Raw genomic sequence first — 20,257 nt, 5'->3', positions numbered from 1 at the left:
GGGATTCTCGCAAGCCGTTCCGTCGGTTACGCTGTTGCCATGATTCGAATCCGGCATTGCCGGACAGGAAATCTGAGAACGAGTCACAAGGGCGGCGGATGTGACGATGGCGACGGCGAGCAGCGTACAGCGCGAACCTTCCATGGAAGAGATACTGGCTTCCATCAGAAGGATCATCGAGGACAGCGATGCCGGCCGCAAGCAGCCGGGCGATGCGGACGAGCTGCGTCAGGATCTGCAACCGGCGCCGGCAGCCGGACGGGCAGCGGAGGGGGATGCGTTCCGCTCCGAACTGCGCGGCGGACTGGAGATCGCCAAGCCGGCCACGTCGGCCGAGGTGCAGCCAGCGGCCGCGCCGGTCATTGAGCGCCTGGAAACGCCGCTCCGCCCCGGCCCGGTAAAAGCAGCGGTGACGCTGGCTGAGGTGAACGCCGCTCCCGCACCGCCCGCAAAGCCGGATCGGCCTGCGACAGCCATGGCCGCCGAGACGACCGACACCATCATTGCCGATTGGCGGCGCGAGATCGCCGCGGTAGGCGACGCGATGGTCAAGCCGGAGCGCGCCGAGCCACTCCGGACGCCGGACGCCGAGCCGGAGGCCGAGGTTTTCGAGGACGAGGCGACTGCTGGACCTGCGCCGGAGCCTTCGGAAATTGGGCCGGAGCTTTCGGAAAGCGACCCGGAACCTTCGAAAATCGGCCCGGAATCTTCGAAAATCGGATTGGCGCGTCCGGCGGTCAGCGAGCCGCCGCCCGCACGTCCGGCGATCCTTTCGGAGCATACGGGCCGGCAGGTTGCCGCCGCCTTCGGCGAGCTTTCCGACGCGTTTGCCAGCCGCAGCAAGAAGACCTTCGACGAGATGGCCGAGGAGATGCTGCGGCCCATGCTGCAGGACTGGCTGGACAACAACTTGCCGACGCTGGTCGAGCGGCTGGTGCGCGAGGAAATCGAGCGCGTCGCGCGCGGCGCGCAGTAGCAATTCGGAGAGCCGCCAATGGGCGGCGCTCGACCGACGAATTGTCGAAGTCGGCGCTGCCCCTCATCCGCCTGCCGGCACCTTCTCCCCGTATAGTGACGGGGAGAAGGGGCTGACCGCAACCTCGGCGCCTTTTCCGCAACGTTCGTGATTGGCGAAAGCTTCAGTACAGGCGTCTTTCTCTCCGTCACTATACGGGGAGAAATGCCCGGCAGGGCAATGAGGGGCAGCGCAAACCTGAAGCGATTGCCGTGCAACATTCAGTTCTGCGAGTTGCACCGAACCATCCTGGCGCTATCTATCGGCCATGCCCTTGCGGTTGACTTGGCAACAACCTTCCGATTTACACCGGACCACAAATTCCGGACAGCGCGGACCGTTTTCCCATGCTCGAAAAGACCTACGACGCCAAAGCCGTCGAGCCGAAGATTGCCAGGATCTGGGAAGAGGCCGACGCGTTTCGGGCCGGGGCCGGCGCCGAGGAGGGGGCTGAAGCCTTCACCATCGTCATCCCGCCGCCGAACGTCACCGGTTCGCTGCATATGGGCCATGCGCTCAACAACACGCTGCAGGACATTCTGGTGCGCTTCGAGCGCATGCGCGGCAAGAACGTCTTGTGGCAGCCGGGTATGGATCATGCCGGCATCGCCACGCAGATGGTGGTCGAGCGCCAGCTCATGGAAAAGCAGATCCACCGCCGCGACCTGACGCGCGATGAGTTCATCGACAAGGTCTGGGAGTGGAAGGCCGAGTCCGGCGGCGCGATCCTCAACCAGCTGAAGCGGCTCGGGGCGTCGGCCGACTGGAGCCGGGAGCGCTTCACCATGGACGAAGGCCTGTCCAAGGCCGTGCTCGAAGTGTTCGTGACGCTCTACAAGGAAGGGCTGATCTACAAGGACAAGCGCCTTGTGAACTGGGACCCGAAGCTGTTGACCGCCATCTCGGATCTCGAGGTCGAGCAGCAGGAGGTCAACGGCAATCTCTGGCACTTCCGCTATCCGGTCGAAGGCATGACATTCGATCCGGAAAATCCGAAGACCTTCATCACCGTTGCGACGACCCGCCCGGAGACGATGCTGGGCGATACGGCCGTCGCAGTCCACCCCGACGATGAACGTTTCCGGCATCTTGTCGGCAAGAACCTCATCCTGCCGATCGTTGGCCGCAGGATCCCGGTGGTGGCGGACGAGTATTCCGATCCCGAAAAAGGCAGCGGCGCGGTCAAGATCACGCCGGCGCATGACTTCAACGATTTCGAGGTCGGCAAGCGCCACCGGCTGCCGGCGGTCAACATCCTCACCGTCAATGCGGCGGTGAGCCTCAAGGACAATGAGGACTTTCTGGCCGGACTGGAAGTGACGCCGGAGCGCCAGGCCGTCTGGGACAGCCTCGACGGCCTCGACCGTTTCGATGCGCGCAAGAAGATCGTCGAGCTGATGGAGGCGGGCGGCTTTCTCGAGAAAGTCGAGCCGCATCGCCACACTGTCCCGCACGGCGACCGCGGCGGCGTGCCGATCGAGCCGTTTCTGACCGACCAATGGTATGTCAATGCGGCGGAACTGGCCAAGCCGGCGATCGCCTCGGTGCGCGAGAGCCGTACCAATTTCGTGCCCAAAAACTGGGAAAAGACCTATTTCGACTGGATGGAGAACATCCAGCCCTGGTGCATTTCGCGCCAGCTCTGGTGGGGCCACCAGATCCCTGCCTGGTACGGGCCGGACGGGCATGTCTTTGTCGAAAAAACCGAGGAAGAAGCGCTCGGTGCCGCAGTCGAATATTATCTGGCGCTGGAAGGGCCGTGGAAGGCCTGGGTCGAGGACAAGCTCGAGAATTTCCAGCCTGGCGAGATCCTGACCCGCGACGAGGACGTGCTCGACACATGGTTCTCGTCGGCGCTGTGGCCGTTCTCGACGCTCGGCTGGCCGGACCAGACGCCGGAGCTGAAGACCTATTATCCGACCGACGTGCTGGTTACCGGTTTCGACATCATCTTCTTCTGGGTCGCCCGCATGATGATGATGGGCCTGCATTTCATGGACCAGGAGCCGTTCCACACGGTCTATGTCCATGCGCTGGTTCGCGACAAGAACGGGCAGAAGATGTCGAAGTCGAAAGGCAACGTCATCGATCCGCTCGAGCTCATCGACGAATACGGCGCCGATGCGCTGCGCTTCACCTTGACGGTGATGGCAGCGCAAGGGCGCGATGTTAAGCTCGATCCGGCCCGCATTGCCGGTTATCGCAATTTCGGCACCAAGCTGTGGAACGCGACGCGCTTCGCCGAGATGAACGAAGTGGCGCGCGACGACGATTTCTGGCTGCAGGACGCCAAGCTGGCGGTCAACCGCTGGATCCTGACGGAGCTGACGCGAGCCGCGCGGGACATAACGGACGGCATCACCTCATACCGCTTCAACGAGGCGGCGGGCGCCGCCTACCGGTTCGTCTGGAACCAGTTCTGCGACTGGTACCTGGAACTGCTGAAGCCGGTGTTCATGGGCACCGACGAGGCCGCCAAGGCCGAGAGCAGGGCATGCGTCGCCTTCGTGCTGGACGAGATCTATAAGCTGCTGCATCCGATGATGCCGTTCATGACCGAGGAACTGTGGGCCGAAACCGCCGGCGAGGGCAGGCAACGGCCGTCGCTGCTTTGTCATGCGGCTTGGCCGTCGCCCGACTTCGAGGACGAGGAGGCCGCCGCCGATATCAACTGGCTGGTCGATCTCGTCTCCGGCATCCGCTCGGTGCGTTCGGAAATGAACGTGCCGCCGGCGGCGATAGCTCCCCTGATGGTGATCGGTGCCAATGACACGACACACGAAAGGCTGGAGCGCCAGGCATCGGCAATCAAGCGGCTGGCGCGGGTCGGCGACATCTCGCTGGTCGATGCGGCACCCAAGGGCTCCGCGCAGATCGTGCTTAACGAAGCGACCATCTGCCTGCCGCTCGGCAGCCTGATCGACCTTGCCGCGGAGGCAGCGCGCCTGCAGAAGGAACTTGCCAAGGTGACCGAGGAAATAGCGCGGCTCTATAAGAAGCTGTCCAACGAGAAATTCGTCGCCAACGCGCCGGAAGAGGTGGTGGAGGCCGAGCGCGAAAAACTCGCCGAATATCGCGAGGCGCAAGAGAAGCTTTCGGTGGCATTGACGCGGGTACGCGAGGCCGGCTGATCAAACAAATTGGGCCGGCTGGCCGCGATAGATTCGCCGGTCACGAATCTGCTTTCCAGATAGGCCGCCTGGCACGAAAACAGGCATTCCGCAGCGTAAATCTTGAGGCAAACTGAATGTTTTTGCCCCATTGTTGCCGTAATGTAACAATGGCTGGCTGGGCATGCAAAATGCCCCGTTTTGTAGTGATTTAGGCGGTTTTCCCGAGTTTTCTCGTCGATTTGTATTGAGCCGGCCATTTTCCCGCCTTGTCGTGAAGGCCGACACCTTGTCGGAAATGCGTTCAGCCAAGGTGTACATGTACACACGGCGAATTCGTTGTTGCGCCGTTAACCTGAATTGGTTCTAGCTTGATGCAAGGATATTTCGGGGAGGAGATTCATGTGTTATTCGCGTCTAAAAGTGCTGCTGGGCGCGGGGGCTTTTTCGCTGGCTTTGGCTGGGACGGTGCAAGCCGGGGGCTTTGACCGGGGCGGCGTCAACATCGACCAGCTGTTCGACGCGGCGCCATATTCGTTCGATGCGGGCGTGACCTATGTTTCGCCACAGCGCAAACTCAAGAATGTGCAGCGTCTGGATGGCTCGGGATTGTCGACGTCGGCGGTGGATGTTGGTGGCGACTATGCGGTGCCGCATGTCGGCATCAAGGCCAACATCTTTGAGCCCGTAGACTGTCTTGCCACCTATACGAGACCGTATGGTGCGGACGCAAATTTCGGCATGAACAACGCCTATTCACCGACAGCGGTCAAATACGCCGTCGATACAGACGATTTCGGTCTCACCTGCTCCTATAAGGTGAACGTCGGCAAGGGCGCCATGCGATTCATCGGCGGTGTCTCCTACCAGCAGGTAGACGCGTTTCTTTCCCGTCAGACACTGCTCGCCTTCGGCAATACCGGTCTCGGCGTCTTCAAGCTATCCGACGAGGCATGGGGTTGGCGTGCGGGCGCAGCCTATGAGATCCCCGAGATCGCCCTGCGCGCCAGCCTGATGTACTCTTCCAGCTACAAATATGACGGGCTGTCGGGAACCGTCGACACGACCGGCTTCAGGGGCGCCTTTCCGGCGGATCTGGTTCCTGGCTCTACCGGCGTGTACCCAGTCTCGGCGTCGGCTGAGATACCTCAGGCTCTGGAATTCAAGCTGCAGAGCGGTATAGCTCCTGGCTGGCTGGCCTTTGGTTCCATCCGCTGGCAGGAGTGGAGCAAGCTTGGCGTCATTGCCATCAATGGCGTGCGCAGTCCGGTAACCGGTGCTCCCTCGCCCGTTTCATTCGACCTGCTTTATCGCGACGGCTGGACGGTCACGGGCGGTATCGGTCACAAGTTCACCGATCAATTGTCGGGCGTGGTTTCGCTGACCTGGGATCGCGGCACCTCGACGACCTCCGGCTATCAGTCGGATACCTGGGCCGTGGCCAGCGGCGTCTCCTATTCGCCGAACGATCAGGTCGAGGTCAGGCTCGGCGGCTCGATCGGTGTGCTGACGAGCGGGTCATCGACTTTCAGCGGTGTCGGCGACGTGGCAAATGCCGTCACCTATACCTACGGCAACGACCTGCTTCTCGCCGGTTCGGCTTCCGTCAAGATCAAGTTCTAACTATTAATTTTTAAACGACAAAACGGCCGGGCACTGCCCGGCCCTTCGTTGGGTGCGTGGCGTCCGGCATTCGGCCGGCGCAACAATTGTCCCCATGATGTTCGCTCCTGTAATTGTGACGTTTTGGCAACAGTTTCTGAACAACCCTCGCGCCACCCGGCCGCCCGGGAACATTGCCCATTTCCCGCCATAAACCCGGCGCACCTCGAACTTGTCTCGGGACACGCGCCAAAAGGCTAGGCGAAGAGGCAGGCCGCACCGCCCGCGGCAAGGACGAGTATGGACGCCAGAGGGATCTCCAAGGCCAAGCTGCCGAGCCGCCACGTGACCGTTGGTCCCGAGCGGGCGCCGCATCGCTCCTACCTCTATGCGATGGGGCTGTCGTCGGCTGAGATCGCGCAGCCGCTGGTCGGTGTCGCCAGCTGCTGGAACGAAGCAGCACCCTGCAACATCTCGCTGATGCGCCAGGCGCAAGTGGTCAAGAAGGGCGTGGCATCCGCCAATGGCACGCCACGCGAATTCTGCACCATCACCGTCACCGACGGCATCGCCATGGGCCATCAGGGCATGAAGTCGTCGCTGGTGTCGCGCGAGGTCATCGCCGACTCGGTCGAGCTCACCATGCGCGGCCATTGCTACGATGCGCTGGTCGGATTGGCCGGTTGCGACAAGTCGCTGCCCGGCATGATGATGGCCATGGTGCGCCTCAACGTACCGTCGATCTTCATCTATGGCGGCTCGATCCTGCCCGGCAGCTACCGTGGCCGGCAGATCACTGTACAGGACGTGTTCGAGGCGGTGGGCCAGCATTCGGTCGGCACCATCAGCGACGCCGAGCTGCTCGAGATCGAGCAAGCCGCCTGTCCGTCGGCCGGCTCCTGCGGCGCCCAGTTCACCGCCAACACCATGGCCACCGTCGCTGAGGCGATCGGCCTGGCGCTGCCCTATTCCTGCGGCGCGCCGGCACCCTACGAGATGCGCGACCGCTTCAATTTCGCTTCCGGCGAAAAGATCATGGAGCTGATCGCAAGGAACATCCGCCCGCGCGACATCGTTACTATAGAAGCGTTGGAAAATGCCGCGACCGTGGTCTCGGCCACCGGCGGCTCGACCAACGCGGCGCTCCATCTGCCGGCGATCGCGCATGAGGCCGGGATAAAGTTCGACCTTTTCGACGTGGCCAGGATATTCGAGAAAACACCCTATATCGCCGACCTCAAGCCGGGCGGCAAATACGTCGCCAAGGACATGTTCGAGGCCGGCGGCATTCCGCTCTTGATGAAGACGCTGCTCGACCATGGCTATCTTCATGGCGATTGCCTGACGGTGACCGGCCGCACTTTGGCCGAAAATATGGAACATGTTTCCTGGAATGACAGCCAGGATGTGGTCCGTCCCGCCAACAGGCCGATTACCCAGACCGGCGGGGTCGTGGGTTTGAAGGGTAACCTTGCCCCGGAAGGCGCGATCGTGAAGGTCGCTGGTATGGCGGAGCTGAAATTCTCGGGTCCGGCGCGCTGCTTCGATTCGGAAGAGGAATGTTTCGAAGCGGTTACGCATCGCAACTATAGGGAAGGCGAGGTTCTCGTCATCCGTTACGAGGGTCCGCGCGGCGGCCCGGGCATGCGCGAAATGCTGTCGACGACGGCGGCTCTCTACGGCCAGGGCATGGGCGGCAAGGTGGCGCTCATCACCGACGGGCGTTTTTCGGGCGCAACGCGCGGTTTCTGCATCGGCCATGTCGGGCCGGAAGCGGCAGTGGGCGGCCCGATCGGGCTGCTTAGGGATGGCGACTTGATCTCGATCGATGCGGTGAACGGCACGATCGAGGTTGCATTGTCCAAAGCCGAACTGGCGGCGAGGGCAAAGGCATGGAAGGCGCGCACGACCGACTATCAGTCGGGTGCGATCTGGAAATACGCACAGACGGTCGGATCTGCCCGCGACGGCGCGGTCACCCATCCCGGCGGTGCCAAAGAAACACACTGCTATGCGGACATCTGAGTTGTTGAGGTCGTCTGTCCTTTCGGCACTGGTTGCGCTCGCCACGTTTGGCGCGACCTTGGGCGCCGTCGGCCAGGCCATGGCCTTCGACGACAAGGTGTTCGACGACAAGACCGGCGTGAAGCCGCAGTCGAGCCCGTGGGCGGTGTTCCAGTTCGGCTTTTCCGCCTACAAGAACGGCCATAAGGAGCAGGCCGCGGAAGCGTACAAATATGCCGCCGAGAACGGCCAGATCGGTGCCACCTGGAAGCTTGCACGCATGTATGCCGAAGGCGATGGCGTGGCGCGAGACGACTACGCGGCATTCAAGTTCTTCAGCGAGATCGTCGACCAGGATGTCGAGCCCGGTTCGCCGGAGGAAAGCTATGTTTCGGACGCGCTGGTGGCGCTTGGCGACTATCTGAGGAAAGGCATTCCCGGCAGCCCCATCGAGGAGAACGAGGTGGCGGCCCAGGAATATTACATGCGTGCCGCCGCCAACTACCGCAACCCGAACGCCCAGTTCGAGATGGGCCAGATGTTCCTCAAGGGCGAGGGCGGCGTCAAGGCCAGCGTCAAGCAGGCCGGACGCTGGTTCCAGCTGGCGGCCGAAAAGGGCCATGCGGGCGCGCAGGCGACGCTCGGCAACCTGCTCTTCCAAAGCGGCAAGATCGTGCGGGGGCTGGCGATGATGACCGCGGCGCTCGAACGGGCCCCACCCGCCGACCAGCCATGGATCCGCGGCATGCAGGAAGAAGCGTTTGCGGCCGCCGGCGAAGCCGACCGTCGCACCGCGATCTCGCTGGCCGACGACATCCTCACCAAGGGTGGCGGCGACCAATAGGTCGGCGGGATTGTCGATTTAAATCAGTTCGCGGTCGGTTCCGCCGGCACGCCGCCGGGCGCCGGTGTTGAGATCGGCGTGCCCTGCAGATGTGGGGCCAGCGTGTTCTCCGGGCAGCCATCCCGCTGCTTTGTCCAGGACGTGTTGTTGAGCACCATCTCGCAACGGGCGAGGTAGCTTTGGCCTGCAAGCGTCAGGCAGGCGACCCGGCCGATCTGGAATGATTTTCCGTTAGCCAGGCACTCTGCATCGGCAAAAGCCGGCGTGGCCACCGCCATCGCAAGCGCGCAGCCGATCAGGCAGAGTGCAAATCGAGTAGTCATGGGAACCCCAGCCACCATGATGATTTCTCATCAAACGCGCGATTTGTGGCGATAAGAGGTCCACTTATCAATGTGCCGCCGGACAGCAGCTCTGGTCAGGCCGGCCGCAACGCCAGATCGATCGCCACCGGCACATGGTCGGAGGGCTTTTCCCAGGCGCGCACCTGTTTTTCGATCGAAGCCGAGGAAAACCAATTGGCGGCTTCGGGCGACAGAAGCAGGTGGTCGATGCGGATGCCGTTGTTCTTCTGCCAGGCGCCGGCCTGATAGTCCCAGAACGTAAAGACGTCCGGGGCGTCGGTGACGGCACGCACGGCTTCGGTGAAGCCGAGATTCTTCAGGCGGCGAAACGCCTGCCGCGTTGCGGGTTGGAACAGCGCATCGCTTAGCCAGTTTTCCGGATATTTCGCATCGGCCGGCTCGGGGATGACATTGTAGTCGCCGGCCAGAACCAGCGGCTCTTCCAGTGCAAGCCGCTCCTCGGCCCAGCGCTCCAGCCGCGCCATCCAGGAAAGCTTGTAGGAGAACTTCTTCTCGTCGTCGATCGGGTTGCCGTTCGGCAGATAGATCGAGGCAACGCGCAAGGCGCCCTTGTCGGTCGAGAACACGCCTTCGATAAAACGCGCCTGTTCGTCGGCATCGTCGCCCGGCAAGCCGCGATTGACCTCGTCGAAACGCAGCTTCGACAGGATGGCGACGCCGTTGAAGCCTTTTTGGCCGTAAGTCTCGACATTGTAGCCGAGCGCCTCGATCTCGGCGCGGGGAAACTGCTCGTCGACGGTCTTGATCTCCTGCAGGCAGGCGATGTCTGGCGCGCTTTCCGTCAGCCAATGGGTCAAATTGCCGATGCGGGCGCGGACGCCGTTGATGTTCCAGGTGACGATTTTCATGACGGCCTCGATAGGCTGGTGGTCCGGAGACTAGCGATCCGGTGGATGACGTTCGACAAGGCCGATCGTATTGCCTGCCGGGTCCTTTAGGAAGGCCATCCATTCGCTTTCCCCCGCCTGGCCGAACAGGCCTTCGGTGTCGCGATGGACGAGCGCCGGCGGCGCGGTGAAGGGAACGCCGGCGGCCTTGGCCGAAGCGTGGAACTCTTCGAGGCCCGATATGTCGAGATAGACGGTGCCGGCCGGCAGGCCGTCGGTGAAAAGCAGGCGCACGTCACCGGCCAAGATGAAGGCGATGCCCGGCGGATCGAAACGCGCGTGCAGGCTCATGCCGAGCACCTCGCGCCAGAACGCCAGCGTTGCATCGAGGTCGCGTCCGGCGGAAAGCGCGACCTGACGGACCGCGCCGATGTCGGGCATTTCTAGATCGAGAAGCTGGTGCCGCAGCCGCAGGAGGCGACCGCATTGGGGTTTCTGATCTGGAACGACTGGCCCATCAGATCGTCGACGAAATCGATCACCGAGCCGCCCATATAGACCAGCGACAGGTCGTCGATCAGCACGGTGGCGCCGTCCTTTTCGATGGCGACGTCGTCGTCATTGCGCCTGTCGACCAGGTCGAACTTGTAGGAAAAGCCGGAACAGCCGCCGCCCTCGACCGAAACGCGCAGGGCCGTCTTACCGGCTTCGCTCGCCACGATCTTGGCGATCCGCTTGGCGGCGGCGTCGGTCATCTCGACTTTCATGGCGGTCTTGGCATCAGCGCCCATGGGCGTCACCTTGCTTTCGGTTTCGTATGATAGGTATGAAGCGCGACGGGGCAAGTCAACTGCGGCATACGCTATGACCAACGAGTTGGGCGACATCGGATTCGGCTATCGGCCGCGCGCGGCCTATGCCAGCGACCCGGCGAAGTCGCGCGGGCGGCTGTTCGACGAGGTGGAAAGCCCGACGCGCACGCCGTTCCAGCGCGACCGCGACCGCATCATCCATTCGACGGCGTTCCGCCGGCTGAAGCACAAGACGCAAGTGTTCGTCGCACACGAAGGCGACCATTACCGCACAAGGCTGACGCATTCGATCGAGGTGGCGCAAATTGCACGCGCTCTGGCGCGGGCGCTGCGCGGCGACGAGGACCTGGCCGAGGCGGTGGCTCTGGTGCACGACTTCGGCCACACGCCCTTCGGCCATACCGGCGAGGACGCGCTGAACGAGAAGATGGCCGCCTGGGGCGGCTTCGATCACAATGCGCAATCGCTGCGTGTGGTGACGCGGCTGGAGCGGCGCTATGCCGAGTTCGATGGGCTGAACCTCACATGGGAAACGCTGGAGGGGCTGGTCAAGCATAATGGTCCGCTGACCGATGCCAAGGGCAAAGGGCTGAAGGGGCCGGTGCCGCAGGCGATCCGCGACTATTCCGAACTGCACGACCTCGAGCTCGACCGCTTCGCCGGTATCGAGGCGCAGTGCGCGGCGATTGCCGACGACATCGCCTACAACACCCACGACATCGATGACGGCTTGAGGGCAGGGCTGCTGACGCTGGACATGCTGGAGGGCGTCTCGCTGCCGGGGTCGATCCTCAAGGGCGTGCGTCAGCGCTATCCGGCGCTCGATGACGTACGCACCGGCCACGAGCTGATGCGCCGGCAGATCACCATCATGGTCGAGGACGTGATCGTCTCGACGACAGCCAATCTGGCGCGCATCAAGCCCGGCACCGCCGAAGCGGTAAGGGCGGCCGGCGAGCCGATGGTGAGCTTCTCCGCCGAGACGGCCGTATTGGAAAAGGAGCTGAAGGCCTTTCTCTACAAACACCTCTACCGGCATGCGGAGGTCATGCGGGTGCGCGCCGATGCCGACCAGATCGTCAGGGACCTGTTCGACGTCTATTTCGCCGATCCGCGCGCTATGCCGGATGGCTGGCGCGAAGGGCTCGATCGGGCAGAGGACCGCGTCAAGGCGCGCAGTGTTGCCGATTTCCTGGCCGGCATGACGGACACTTATGCGCTCAAGGAACACAGGCGTTTGTTTGACCATACGCCGGATTTGAGCTAGGGCGGGCGCGATTTTGCCGGCCAACGAGCCGGATCCCTGCAAAACCGTCAGAGCCACAGCAATGAACATCTTCGCCGATTTCAACGCGCGAATCATAAAGGCCGTCGAAGCGCTTGATTTGAAAGACAAGGATGGCGTGTCGCCGGACCTGTCGCGCATCGCCGTCGAGCCGCCGCGCGATGCCAGCCATGGCGATCTCGCGACCAACGCAGCCATGGTGTTGGCCAAGCCGACCGGCCAGAACCCGCGCGCGCTGGCCGAAAGGCTGGCCGAGGCGCTGCGCGCCGACGAGGATATCGCGGCCGCCGAGATCGCCGGCCCGGGCTTCGTCAATCTCAGGCTCAAGGACGGCTTCTGGCAGGCGCATCTGACGGCGCTGCTCGGCGAAGGCCGCAATTACGGCCGCTCGACTATCGGCGGCGGCAAGAAAACCAATGTCGAATATGTCTCGGCCAACCCGACCGGCCCGATGCATGTCGGCCATTGCCGGGGTGCCGTGGTCGGCGACGCGCTCGCCAATCTGATGGCCTTCGCCGGTTACGACGTGACCAAGGAATACGTCATCAACGATGCCGGTTCGCAGATCGACGTGCTCGGCCGCTCAGTCATGCTGCGCTACCGCGAGGCGCTCGGCGAGGAAATCGGCGACATTCCGGCCGGGCTTTATCCAGGCGACTATCTCGTCCCGGTCGGCCAGGCGCTGGCCAGCGAATTCGGCCGCTCCCTGCTGCAGATGCCGGACGAGGAGGCGCTTGCCATCGTCAAGGACAGGACGATCGACGCGATGATGGCGATGATCCGCGAGGATCTGGCGCTGCTCAACGTGCATCACGACGTCTTCTTCTCCGAGCGGACGCTGCATGCGAACAACGCCCGCAAGATACGCTCGGCGATCAGCGACCTGACGCTGAAGGGCCACATCTACAAGGGCAAGCTGCCGCCGCCCAAGGGCGAGAAGCCGGACGACTGGGAGGACCGCGAGCAGACGCTGTTCCGCTCGACCGCGGTCGGCGACGACATGGACCGGGCGCTGGTCAAGTCGGACGGCACCTTCACCTATTTCGCCGCCGATGTCGCCTACCTCAAGGACAAGGTCGATCGCGGCTTCGTCGACCTGATCTATGTGCTTGGCGCCGATCATGGCGGCTACGTGAAACGGCTGGAAGCGCTTGCCCGGGCGATTGCCGGCGACGAGGTCAAGCTTACCGTGCTGCTTTGCCAGCTGGTGAGGCTTTTTCGCGCCGGCGAGCCGGTGCGGATGGGAAAGCGAACTGGCAATTTCGTCACTCTTCGGGAGGTCATCGAAGAAGTTGGACGAGATGCAGTTCGCTTCATGATGCTCTACCGCAAGAACGACGCGCCGCTCGACTTCGACTTCGCCAAGGTGACCGAGCAGTCGAAGGACAATCCGGTGTTCTACGTGCAGTATGCCTCGGCGCGCTGCCATTCGGTGTTCCGGCAGGCGAGCGAGCAATTGGGCGAGGCCATGTTCGACCGCAACCAGCTGGCCGCCGAAGTGGCTTTGCTGACCGATGAGGGGGAGATCGGCCTGATCAGGAAGCTCGCCGAATATCCTCGGCTGATCGAAGCCGCGGCGCTCGCGCTCGAGCCCCACCGGCTGGCATTTTACCTCTACGAACTCGCTTCCAGCTTCCACGGACACTGGAACCGGGGCACCGACAATCCCGACTTACGTTTTGTTAAGGTTAACGACCGACAATTGACGCATGCCAGACTAGGGCTGGTGCAGGCTGTTTCGGACGTTTTGACGTCCGGCCTGACGCTGATCGGAGCCAATGCGCCCACCGAAATGCGTTAGGTTTGAGTAAAAAACCTGTCACCTTTTGCCCACATTGCGCTGGTAAGGGCCAACCCTACGCGACGTCCATGGCGTCCGAATGAGTGCGAGTTCGGGAACAATAATGGCAGACAGAACCCAGCTGAGAGCAGCCGACCACAACGACATCGCCAACGATGATCCGTTCGCGGAACTGACCAGGATCATGGGGTTCGACCCGCGCCAGCCGGTCAAACCGCAAACGCCGGCCCAGCCGAAAACCGCTGCCGCCGAACCGTCGGTGGACGAGGGCGATTTCGAGATCGATCTCGAGAAGGAGTTGATGGGCGAATTCGGCGCCGACGCCAATGACAATGCTTCCTCTGCCAAGCTTCGCGAGCCGACACCCGAACCGGCCGCCGCCGACGAAATGGAGGACGCGCTTGCTGCCTCGTTCGAACAGGATTTCGCGTTCGACGACAGTGCGGCGGATGATGCTGCTCCTGTTGCGGCCACTTCTGTTGCCGCCGACGAAATTGCCTCCGCCCCCGAAACGGCATTCGCTTCCGCCGTCGAGCCGGAGCTCGACGACGAGTTCGATAACGCCGTCGCCGGCTCGCTCGAAGACGTGTCGCCGTTCGAGGACGACCTTTCGAGTGACGACGAACTTGCCGCCTCTGTCGACCAGGATTTTCGGCACGACGACGATGTGACGGCCAAGATCGCGGTGACCGGCGAGAATGAACCCAGGGCCGCAGCCGGGGCGATCGAGCCGGTCGACGAGCCCGCCTTCGACGATGAGTTCGACAATGCCGTGGCAAGTTCGCTCGAAGACGAGCTGATGCTCGAAGAGCATGAGCCGATGGAGCAGACCGTCGCCGTTGAAACCGCCGCGCAAGCGGCCACGCCTGCGTTCGATGACGAGTTCGACGATGCCGTTGCAAGCTCGCTCGAAGACGAGCTGATGTTCGACGAGCATGAGCCGGCGGAAAACGTCGCCGCCCCGGCATCGCCGGTTGAGGCGGTCTCGGCCGATGAGGATCTTGCCGGCCATCTCGATGATGCCATGGCCGATGTCGACATGGACTTCGACGTTCGCTCGAACGGGCCTGCCGAAATCGAAGAACCAGAGTTTATCGAAGACCCAGAGGCCGCCCGGCTTTCCGGCACGGCCGCTGAAGCGGCGTTCGACGACGATTTCGATCTGAGCTTCGACGATGCGCCTGCCGAGGAAGCCGAAGAGCCCGTGGCGCAAGTTGCGGCCGAACCAGTGGCGCCAGCCGCTGTCGTCCCGACGGCCCCAGTGGCTGAGGAACGCAGCCTGGAAGACGAACTGAACGCGCTGCTCGGTGCGATGAGCACACGGCCGGCACAAGCGGTCAACGAACCTCAGACAAGCCAGCAGTCTGCCCAGCAGCCCGTGATGGCTGTTCAGCAGCCTATCGCGCCGGTAATTCAGAAGCCAGCAGTGGCCGCTGAACAGCCAATGGCGGCGGTCAAAGACGTCGCCAACGAACCGGTGCATGCTGTCGACGAGCTGGATTGGGAACTCGACGAGCACGAGCCCGCTGAGCCGCCGCAGTCCAGTGCCGCCGATGACGCCGATCTTGGCAGTGTCCTCCTCGATGAGCTTGAAGGCGAGGATTTCGGTGTTGAAGCCGCTGCCGGACCCGCGGATGATCTCGACAGCGATGCGCTCGATGCCGACTTCGCCAGGAACATCGGCCTGGATCATGACTCGGCCGACAAGAGTGCGGCAGCTGCTGCCGAAGAAGACCCGCTCGATGCGCTGAACTGGCTGACGACACGCGCCACGCCGCCCGAGCCGGCCCGCTCGTGGAGCCGCGTGACACCGGTCGCACAGCCTCAGCCCGCTTTTGCAAGCCAGCCGGTAGCTTCGGCGCGTCCGGCACCACCGCCGCAGCCGGCTGCAACGCCGTCCTATCGGGCCGCACCGGTCGAAGAGAGGCCATCCTATGAAGATCGGCCCGCCTACACGGAAGCTGCACCAAGCTCGCATCAGCAGCCTTCCGCCTATGACGAGATGCCCGATGTCGAGACGGTCGACGTGCCCGAGCGCGTCGTGGCGCTGGCGGACGATCTCGACATTCCGGAGCTCAACTTCGACGATGACGAGCCGGTGGCGCCCGCCTACGACGATCTCGATGCCGATTTTGCCAGCCTTCTCACCGAAATGAATGCCACGGATATAGCGCCTGCCCCGGTGCGCAGTGCTGGCTATGACGATGAATACGATGCCGGCTTCGTGTCTGGCTATAAGCAAGATCGTAGCGAGACGCGCGCCTATGGCGCCAAGCCTGCGGAAGCCCCCGTCAGCGCGGCGGCCGCTTCCTATGCCGATGCAGCGGACGGTTTCGATCTGGGCCCATTGCCTGGCGGCCAGCCGGTTTCGCAAGCCGACGATTTCACCTTCGATGAGCTCGACTACGATCCCGAACTGGACGAGGAGATGTCGGTTCCGGGCCTCGCCGAACGCGAGGCCGAAAGGCAGCCGCGCAGGCGCGGGCTGCTGATAGGTGCGGTGGTCGGCGCCGTGGCGATCGCCGGAGGCCTTGGCGCCTTTGCGTTGACCCTCGGAGGCAAGAGCGGCGGCGATGCGCCGGTCATCGTCAAGGCCGACAACAGGCCGATCAAGATCAAGCCGGAAAATCCAGGCGGCACCGTCGTGCCGAACCAGGACAACAAGGTTTATGACGCTGTGGTCAAGGGCGCCAAGCCCGCCGAGCCGGTTCAGCAGAAGCTGGTTACCAACACCGAAGAGCCCGTGGACCTGAAAGCCAACGAACCGGAGAGCCGCGTCGTCGATCTTTCGCCCAATGACCCCGATGCCGCGGACGATATCGACGCGCCCGGCACCGAGGCGTCTGATAGCAATGCGTCTGGCACCAACGCGCGTGACACCAGCGCGCCTGACACCAATGCGCTTGGCGCCAATGCGGCTGGCGCTACCGAAACCGCCGCCGCACCGGCGCCCAAGTCCGAGGATCGCATCGCGCAGGTTCTGCAGGAGGCCGAGAAGGGTGCAACCCCCGAGATCGTCGCTGTTGCGCCGCGCAAGGTACGGACCATGGTCGTGAAACCTGACGGCTCGCTCGTGGCGCGCGAGGATCCGGCGCCCGCCGCCCCGCAGATGGCTGCTGCCGAGCCGGCCGATCCGGCGCCGCAGCACGTGGCTCCGGCCGCCCAGGCCGACGCCGCGGCGCAGACCGGCACCGTGCCCCTGATCGACCAATTGACAAGTGATCCGAAGATTGGCGACCAGGCGAGCGGCGATCAGGCCGAAACCTCCAAGCTGCAGCCGGCGCCCAAGCCCGACACAAAGGCTGAAGCCAAGCCGTCGGCCAGCAAGCAGTCCGCCAGCACCCCGGCCACGGTTCCGGTGGCGCCGCAGCGCCCGTCCGACCAGCCGGTCGACGTGGTCGGCGAGGTCAAGCCCGATCAGGTCGCTTCCATCGATCCGGCCGCGGCCGGCGCTGGTTCGTGGTCGATACAGATCGCTTCGCAGCCGACAGTCGAAAGCGCCCAGGCGACTTATCAGGATCTGCAGCGCCGCTACGGCAGCGTGCTTTCCGGCCGCACCGCCAACATCGTCAAGGCCGAGATTGCCGGCAAGGGCACCTTCTACCGCGTCCGCGTTCCGGCGCAGTCTCGCAACGAGGCGATCAAACTGTGCACCAGCTACAAGGCTGCCGGCGGCAATTGCTTCGTGTCCCACTAGGCACCAAAACCTCTCGAAAAGCCGGCGTCCGCGCCGGCTTTTTTGCGTGAACGGAAACCTCTGAAGGCAATTGCGGGCGATTCCCTTTGTCGGCGCGAAGCTCTAAACTGTTCCGCATGACCGAATCAAAATCCATGATCCTCGGCTGCGCCGGGAAATCACTGACCCGCGACGAGATCCGTTTCTATCGCAACGAATGCCCGTGGGGCTTCATCCTGTTTGCGCGCAATATCGGCGAGACCGAGCAGATCCGCGATCTGGTCGCCGCGATGCGCGACTGCGTCGGGCGTGCGGATGCGCCGGTGTTCATCGACCAGGAGGGCGGCCGGGTGCAGCGCCTACGGCCGCCGCTGGCGCCGAACTATCCGGCTGCCGGTGCACTCGGCGCCTTGTGGCGCGACGACCATGACGCCGGCACCCGTGCCGCATGGCTGATGGCGCGGCTGCATGCCTTCGACCTGCTGCGCTACGGCATCACGGCGGATTGCCTGCCGGTGCTCGACGTGCCCATCGAGGGCGCCAGCGACGTCATCGGCGCGCGCGCCTATGGCAAGGAGCCGCGCGCCGTCATCGAATTGGGTCGCGCCGCGGCGGAAGGCCTGATGGCGGGCGGCGTGCTGCCGGTGATGAAGCATATTCCCGGTCATGGAAGGGCCTTCGCCGATACGCATTTCGAACTGCCGACCGTCGACGCCTCGATCGGCGACTTGCAGCGGCATGATTTTGCCCCGTTCAGGGAGCTCAACCATTTGCCGATGGCGATGACGGCGCATGTCGTCTATAGCGCGATCGACCCGAAGAACCCGGCCACCACATCCGGCAAGGTCATCGAAAAGATCATCCGCGGCGAAATCGGCTTCGACGGGCTGTTGATGAGCGACGACACCTCGATGAAGGCACTTTCTGGGGATTTCCCGTCAAAGGCGGCCGCTATCCTTGCGGCGGGCTGCGATCTGGTCCTTCACTGCAACGGCGTGTTCGAGGAGATGGCCGGCATTGCATCGCGCACGACCGGGCTGGAAGGCAAGTCGTTTGAGCGCGCGGAGCGGGCGCTGACCTATATCAGGAACCGTGACGTGGCGGACGAGACCGAGATTCGGGCCGAATTTGCCAGTTATTTCGACGCGGTGGCCTAGCATCAAAGGAAGCGAAGTGGCGGAAACATTGGACCTGAAGGCCGGCAAGGCCGCACCGATGGACCGCTTGTGGGCCGAGAACGACGATTCTCGGCTGACCGGCGATCCGGCGTTGGTCGTCGATGTGGCCGGCTTCGAAGGTCCGCTCGATCTTCTGCTGCATCTTGCCCGCAATCAGAAGGTCGACCTGTCGCGCATCTCGATCCTGGCGCTGGCCGAACAGTATCTGGCCTTCGTCGAGAAGGTGAGGGCGCTGAGGCTGGAGCTTGCCGCCGACTATCTGGTGATGGCGGCGTGGCTGGCGTTTCTCAAGTCGAAGCTCCTGATCCCCAAGCAGCCCGGCGACGAAGGCGAAAGCGGCGAGGAACTGGCGGCAGTGCTGCAGTTCCGGCTGAAGCGGCTGGAGGCGATGCGCGACGCGGCGGCACGGCTGGTCAACCGCAACCGGCTCGGACGCGACGTGTTTGCACGCGGCATGCCGGAAATGGTCATCGTCGAGAAGCGCAATGCCTATTCGGCCTCGCTCTACGACCTGTTGACCGCCTATGCCCAGCAGCGCCAGAAGCAGGCAATAACCAATGTGACGATCGCCAGGCGCGGCGTGTGGTCGCTCAAGGATGCGCGCGACGTGCTGACCAGGCTGATCGGGTCGCTGCGCGACTGGACGGCGCTCGACAGTTTCCTGGTCGAATATCTGGCCGGCCCGGAAGAGCGGCGCACCGCGGTTGCCAGTTCGTTTGCGGCGACGCTGGAACTGGTGCGCGAAGGCAAGATGGAAATGCGGCAGGACCAGGTGTTCGCGCCGCTTTATCTGCGCGGCCGCGCCCAGGCCATCAAGATAGTCGAGGTAACACCATGAGCGAACGCGCCAACGCTTCGGTCATTCCGTTCAAGGTCGACGACGACGCCGAGCAAGGCGCGGTCGCCGAAAACCCGGCACAAAATCAGGGGCAGAATTTGTCGCGGAATCCTGGCGAGCGGCTGCATATGGCGGAGGCCGTACGGATGGCCGAGGCGATCGTATTCGCCAGCGCCGAGCCGGTCAGCGAAAAACAGCTCACTTCGCGACTGCCCGACGGCATCAACATTGCCGCGGCGATGGCCGACCTGCAGCAGATCTATGCGCGGCGCGGCGTCAATTTGGTGCGCGTCGGCGATGCCTGGGCGTTTCGCACCGCCGGCGACCTTGCGTTCCTGATGAGCCGTGACACGGTGCAGCAGCGCAAACTGTCCCGCGCTGCCCTCGAAGTGCTGGCGATCATCGCCTACCACCAGCCGGTAACGCGCGCCGAGATCGAGGACATCCGCGGCGTCGAGACCTCAAAGGGGACGCTCGACACGCTGATGGAGACCGAATGGGTGAGGATGCGCGGCCGGCGCCGCACGCCCGGCCGTCCCGTCACCTACGGCACGACCGACATTTTCCTCGACCATTTCGCGCTGGAGGAGATCCGCGATCTCCCCGGCATGGAGGAATTGAAAGGTGCCGGGCTGCTGTCCGGCCGCATGCCGTCGAATTTCTCGGTGCCGCTGCCGCCGGCCGACCCCGATGCGCTCACCGACGACGAGGATCCGCTGACCGACATCGACCTCGAAGAACTCGGCCTTTTGACGCCGCGCGTCACGGAAGATTGAGCCGAGCGCCATCTTAAAGCCACAGGCAGGATGGAACTGCGCCGATTGGTAGCGGGCCGCCGTGCCGAAAGTGCGTGACTTCGGCCACTCATTCATGAACTCTGTCGCAGTTCTGTTTGAATCC

The 20,257-nt window shown here is 63.4% G+C and carries 16 protein-coding genes; 11 read left to right on the top strand and 5 right to left on the bottom strand.

Features of this window, described 5'->3' with window-relative positions; all coding sequences use genetic code 11:
• Positions 1-106: 106 nt before the first annotated feature.
• Both NKJ40_RS17170 and NKJ40_RS17165 read left to right on the top strand, forming a co-directional pair.
• Entirely contained in the window at positions 107-976 is an 870-nt protein-coding gene (locus NKJ40_RS17170; RefSeq protein WP_352467024.1) for a DUF2497 domain-containing protein, read from the top strand.
• A 386-nt stretch (positions 977-1,362) separates the two neighbouring features.
• Positions 1,363-4,146, top strand: a complete 2,784-nt coding sequence (locus tag NKJ40_RS17165) for a valine--tRNA ligase (RefSeq protein WP_352467023.1) — start codon at positions 1,363-1,365, stop codon at positions 4,144-4,146.
• On the opposite strand, the gene NKJ40_RS17160 is transcribed toward NKJ40_RS17165, so the two are convergent.
• Complete coding sequence (locus tag NKJ40_RS17160; protein WP_352467022.1) at positions 4,147-4,452, bottom strand: hypothetical protein; 306 nt, start codon at positions 4,450-4,452, stop codon at positions 4,147-4,149. It abuts the gene before it with no gap.
• A gap of 75 nt (positions 4,453-4,527) precedes the next feature.
• On the opposite strand from NKJ40_RS17160, the gene NKJ40_RS17155 reads away from it, so the two are divergent.
• The 3 genes from NKJ40_RS17155 to NKJ40_RS17145 all read left to right on the top strand — a co-directional run bounded on the left by NKJ40_RS17155 (position 4,528) and on the right by NKJ40_RS17145 (position 8,575).
• Positions 4,528-5,748 carry an OmpP1/FadL family transporter gene (locus tag NKJ40_RS17155; RefSeq protein WP_352467021.1) on the top strand — a complete coding sequence of 407 codons (1,221 nt, stop codon included), beginning with the start codon at positions 4,528-4,530 and terminating at the stop codon, positions 5,746-5,748.
• A gap of 279 nt (positions 5,749-6,027) precedes the next feature.
• Positions 6,028-7,752, top strand: coding sequence for a dihydroxy-acid dehydratase (gene ilvD, locus NKJ40_RS17150; RefSeq protein WP_352467020.1), 1,725 nt, complete (start codon positions 6,028-6,030; stop codon positions 7,750-7,752).
• Positions 7,739-8,575 (top strand): tetratricopeptide repeat protein, encoded by an 837-nt coding sequence (locus tag NKJ40_RS17145; protein WP_352467019.1) that lies wholly within the window; start codon positions 7,739-7,741, stop codon positions 8,573-8,575. Before ilvD ends, NKJ40_RS17145 begins: the two co-directional genes overlap by 14 nt.
• Positions 8,576-8,598: 23 nt before the next feature.
• Here the strand turns inward: NKJ40_RS17145 and NKJ40_RS17140 are convergent, their stop codons facing one another.
• The 4 genes from NKJ40_RS17140 to erpA form a co-directional block, all read right to left on the bottom strand.
• Complete coding sequence (locus NKJ40_RS17140; protein ID WP_352467018.1) at positions 8,599-8,916, bottom strand: hypothetical protein; 318 nt, start codon at positions 8,914-8,916, stop codon at positions 8,599-8,601.
• 77 nt (positions 8,917-8,993) lie between these two features.
• Positions 8,994-9,788 (bottom strand): exodeoxyribonuclease III, encoded by a 795-nt coding sequence (xth, locus tag NKJ40_RS17135; RefSeq protein WP_352467017.1) that lies wholly within the window; start codon positions 9,786-9,788, stop codon positions 8,994-8,996.
• 30 nt (positions 9,789-9,818) lie between these two features.
• Positions 9,819-10,208: a VOC family protein gene (locus NKJ40_RS17130; RefSeq protein ID WP_292663810.1), complete on the bottom strand. Its 390-nt coding sequence runs from the start codon at positions 10,206-10,208 to the stop codon at positions 9,819-9,821.
• Between the two features lie 2 nt (positions 10,209-10,210).
• Complete coding sequence (erpA, locus tag NKJ40_RS17125; protein ID WP_352467016.1) at positions 10,211-10,558, bottom strand: iron-sulfur cluster insertion protein ErpA; 348 nt, start codon at positions 10,556-10,558, stop codon at positions 10,211-10,213.
• Between the two features lie 73 nt (positions 10,559-10,631).
• On the opposite strand from erpA, the gene NKJ40_RS17120 reads away from it, so the two are divergent.
• The 6 genes from NKJ40_RS17120 (at position 10,632) to scpB (ending at position 20,133) form a co-directional block, all read left to right on the top strand.
• Complete coding sequence (locus NKJ40_RS17120) at positions 10,632-11,846, top strand: deoxyguanosinetriphosphate triphosphohydrolase (RefSeq protein WP_352467015.1); 1,215 nt, start codon at positions 10,632-10,634, stop codon at positions 11,844-11,846.
• Between the two features lie 61 nt (positions 11,847-11,907).
• Positions 11,908-13,665 (top strand): arginine--tRNA ligase, encoded by a 1,758-nt coding sequence (gene argS, locus NKJ40_RS17115; RefSeq protein ID WP_352467014.1) that lies wholly within the window; start codon positions 11,908-11,910, stop codon positions 13,663-13,665.
• Between the two features lie 103 nt (positions 13,666-13,768).
• Positions 13,769-17,362, top strand: a complete 3,594-nt coding sequence (locus NKJ40_RS17110; RefSeq protein ID WP_352467013.1) for an SPOR domain-containing protein — start codon at positions 13,769-13,771, stop codon at positions 17,360-17,362.
• Positions 17,363-17,478: 116 nt separating this feature from the next.
• The gene (nagZ, locus tag NKJ40_RS17105) at positions 17,479-18,498 is read left to right on the top strand and encodes a beta-N-acetylhexosaminidase (protein WP_254818318.1); all 1,020 of its coding nucleotides are present in this window, start codon (positions 17,479-17,481) and stop codon (positions 18,496-18,498) included.
• Between the two features lie 58 nt (positions 18,499-18,556).
• Positions 18,557-19,357 (top strand): segregation and condensation protein A, encoded by an 801-nt coding sequence (locus NKJ40_RS17100; protein WP_023678931.1) that lies wholly within the window; start codon positions 18,557-18,559, stop codon positions 19,355-19,357.
• Positions 19,354-20,133, top strand: coding sequence for an SMC-Scp complex subunit ScpB (gene scpB / locus NKJ40_RS17095; RefSeq protein WP_352467012.1), 780 nt, complete (start codon positions 19,354-19,356; stop codon positions 20,131-20,133). Before NKJ40_RS17100 ends, scpB begins: the two co-directional genes overlap by 4 nt.
• Positions 20,134-20,257: the final 124 nt, after the last annotated feature.

Source organism: Mesorhizobium sp. M0119, from assembly GCF_040322615.1.
In the GTDB taxonomy this organism is placed as follows: Bacteria; Pseudomonadota; Alphaproteobacteria; order Rhizobiales; family Rhizobiaceae; genus Mesorhizobium.
The sequence above is the reverse complement of the archived record's forward strand: the minus strand, read 5'-3'. Positions and strand labels throughout refer to the sequence as shown.

What these genes read in the sequence shown, in the direction of transcription:
- scpB (WP_352467012.1), top strand. Translation starts at nt 19,354, where the DNA reads ATGAGCGAACGCGCCAACGCTTCGGTCATTCCGTTCAAGGTCGACGAC.
- NKJ40_RS17100 (WP_023678931.1), top strand. Translation starts at nt 18,557, where the DNA reads ATGGACCGCTTGTGGGCCGAGAACGACGATTCTCGGCTGACCGGCGAT.
- NKJ40_RS17130 (WP_292663810.1), bottom strand. Translation starts at nt 10,208, where the DNA reads ATGCCCGACATCGGCGCGGTCCGTCAGGTCGCGCTTTCCGCCGGACGC.
- NKJ40_RS17120 (WP_352467015.1), top strand. Translation starts at nt 10,632, where the DNA reads ATGACCAACGAGTTGGGCGACATCGGATTCGGCTATCGGCCGCGCGCG.
- NKJ40_RS17140 (WP_352467018.1), bottom strand. Translation starts at nt 8,916, where the DNA reads ATGGTGGCTGGGGTTCCCATGACTACTCGATTTGCACTCTGCCTGATC.
- NKJ40_RS17165 (WP_352467023.1), top strand. Translation starts at nt 1,363, where the DNA reads ATGCTCGAAAAGACCTACGACGCCAAAGCCGTCGAGCCGAAGATTGCC.
- NKJ40_RS17170 (WP_352467024.1), top strand. Translation starts at nt 107, where the DNA reads ATGGCGACGGCGAGCAGCGTACAGCGCGAACCTTCCATGGAAGAGATA.
- ilvD (WP_352467020.1), top strand. Translation starts at nt 6,028, where the DNA reads ATGGACGCCAGAGGGATCTCCAAGGCCAAGCTGCCGAGCCGCCACGTG.
- nagZ (WP_254818318.1), top strand. Translation starts at nt 17,479, where the DNA reads ATGACCGAATCAAAATCCATGATCCTCGGCTGCGCCGGGAAATCACTG.
- NKJ40_RS17145 (WP_352467019.1), top strand. Translation starts at nt 7,739, where the DNA reads ATGCGGACATCTGAGTTGTTGAGGTCGTCTGTCCTTTCGGCACTGGTT.
- NKJ40_RS17110 (WP_352467013.1), top strand. Translation starts at nt 13,769, where the DNA reads ATGGCAGACAGAACCCAGCTGAGAGCAGCCGACCACAACGACATCGCC.
- xth (WP_352467017.1), bottom strand. Translation starts at nt 9,788, where the DNA reads ATGAAAATCGTCACCTGGAACATCAACGGCGTCCGCGCCCGCATCGGC.
- erpA (WP_352467016.1), bottom strand. Translation starts at nt 10,558, where the DNA reads ATGGGCGCTGATGCCAAGACCGCCATGAAAGTCGAGATGACCGACGCC.
- argS (WP_352467014.1), top strand. Translation starts at nt 11,908, where the DNA reads ATGAACATCTTCGCCGATTTCAACGCGCGAATCATAAAGGCCGTCGAA.
- NKJ40_RS17155 (WP_352467021.1), top strand. Translation starts at nt 4,528, where the DNA reads ATGTGTTATTCGCGTCTAAAAGTGCTGCTGGGCGCGGGGGCTTTTTCG.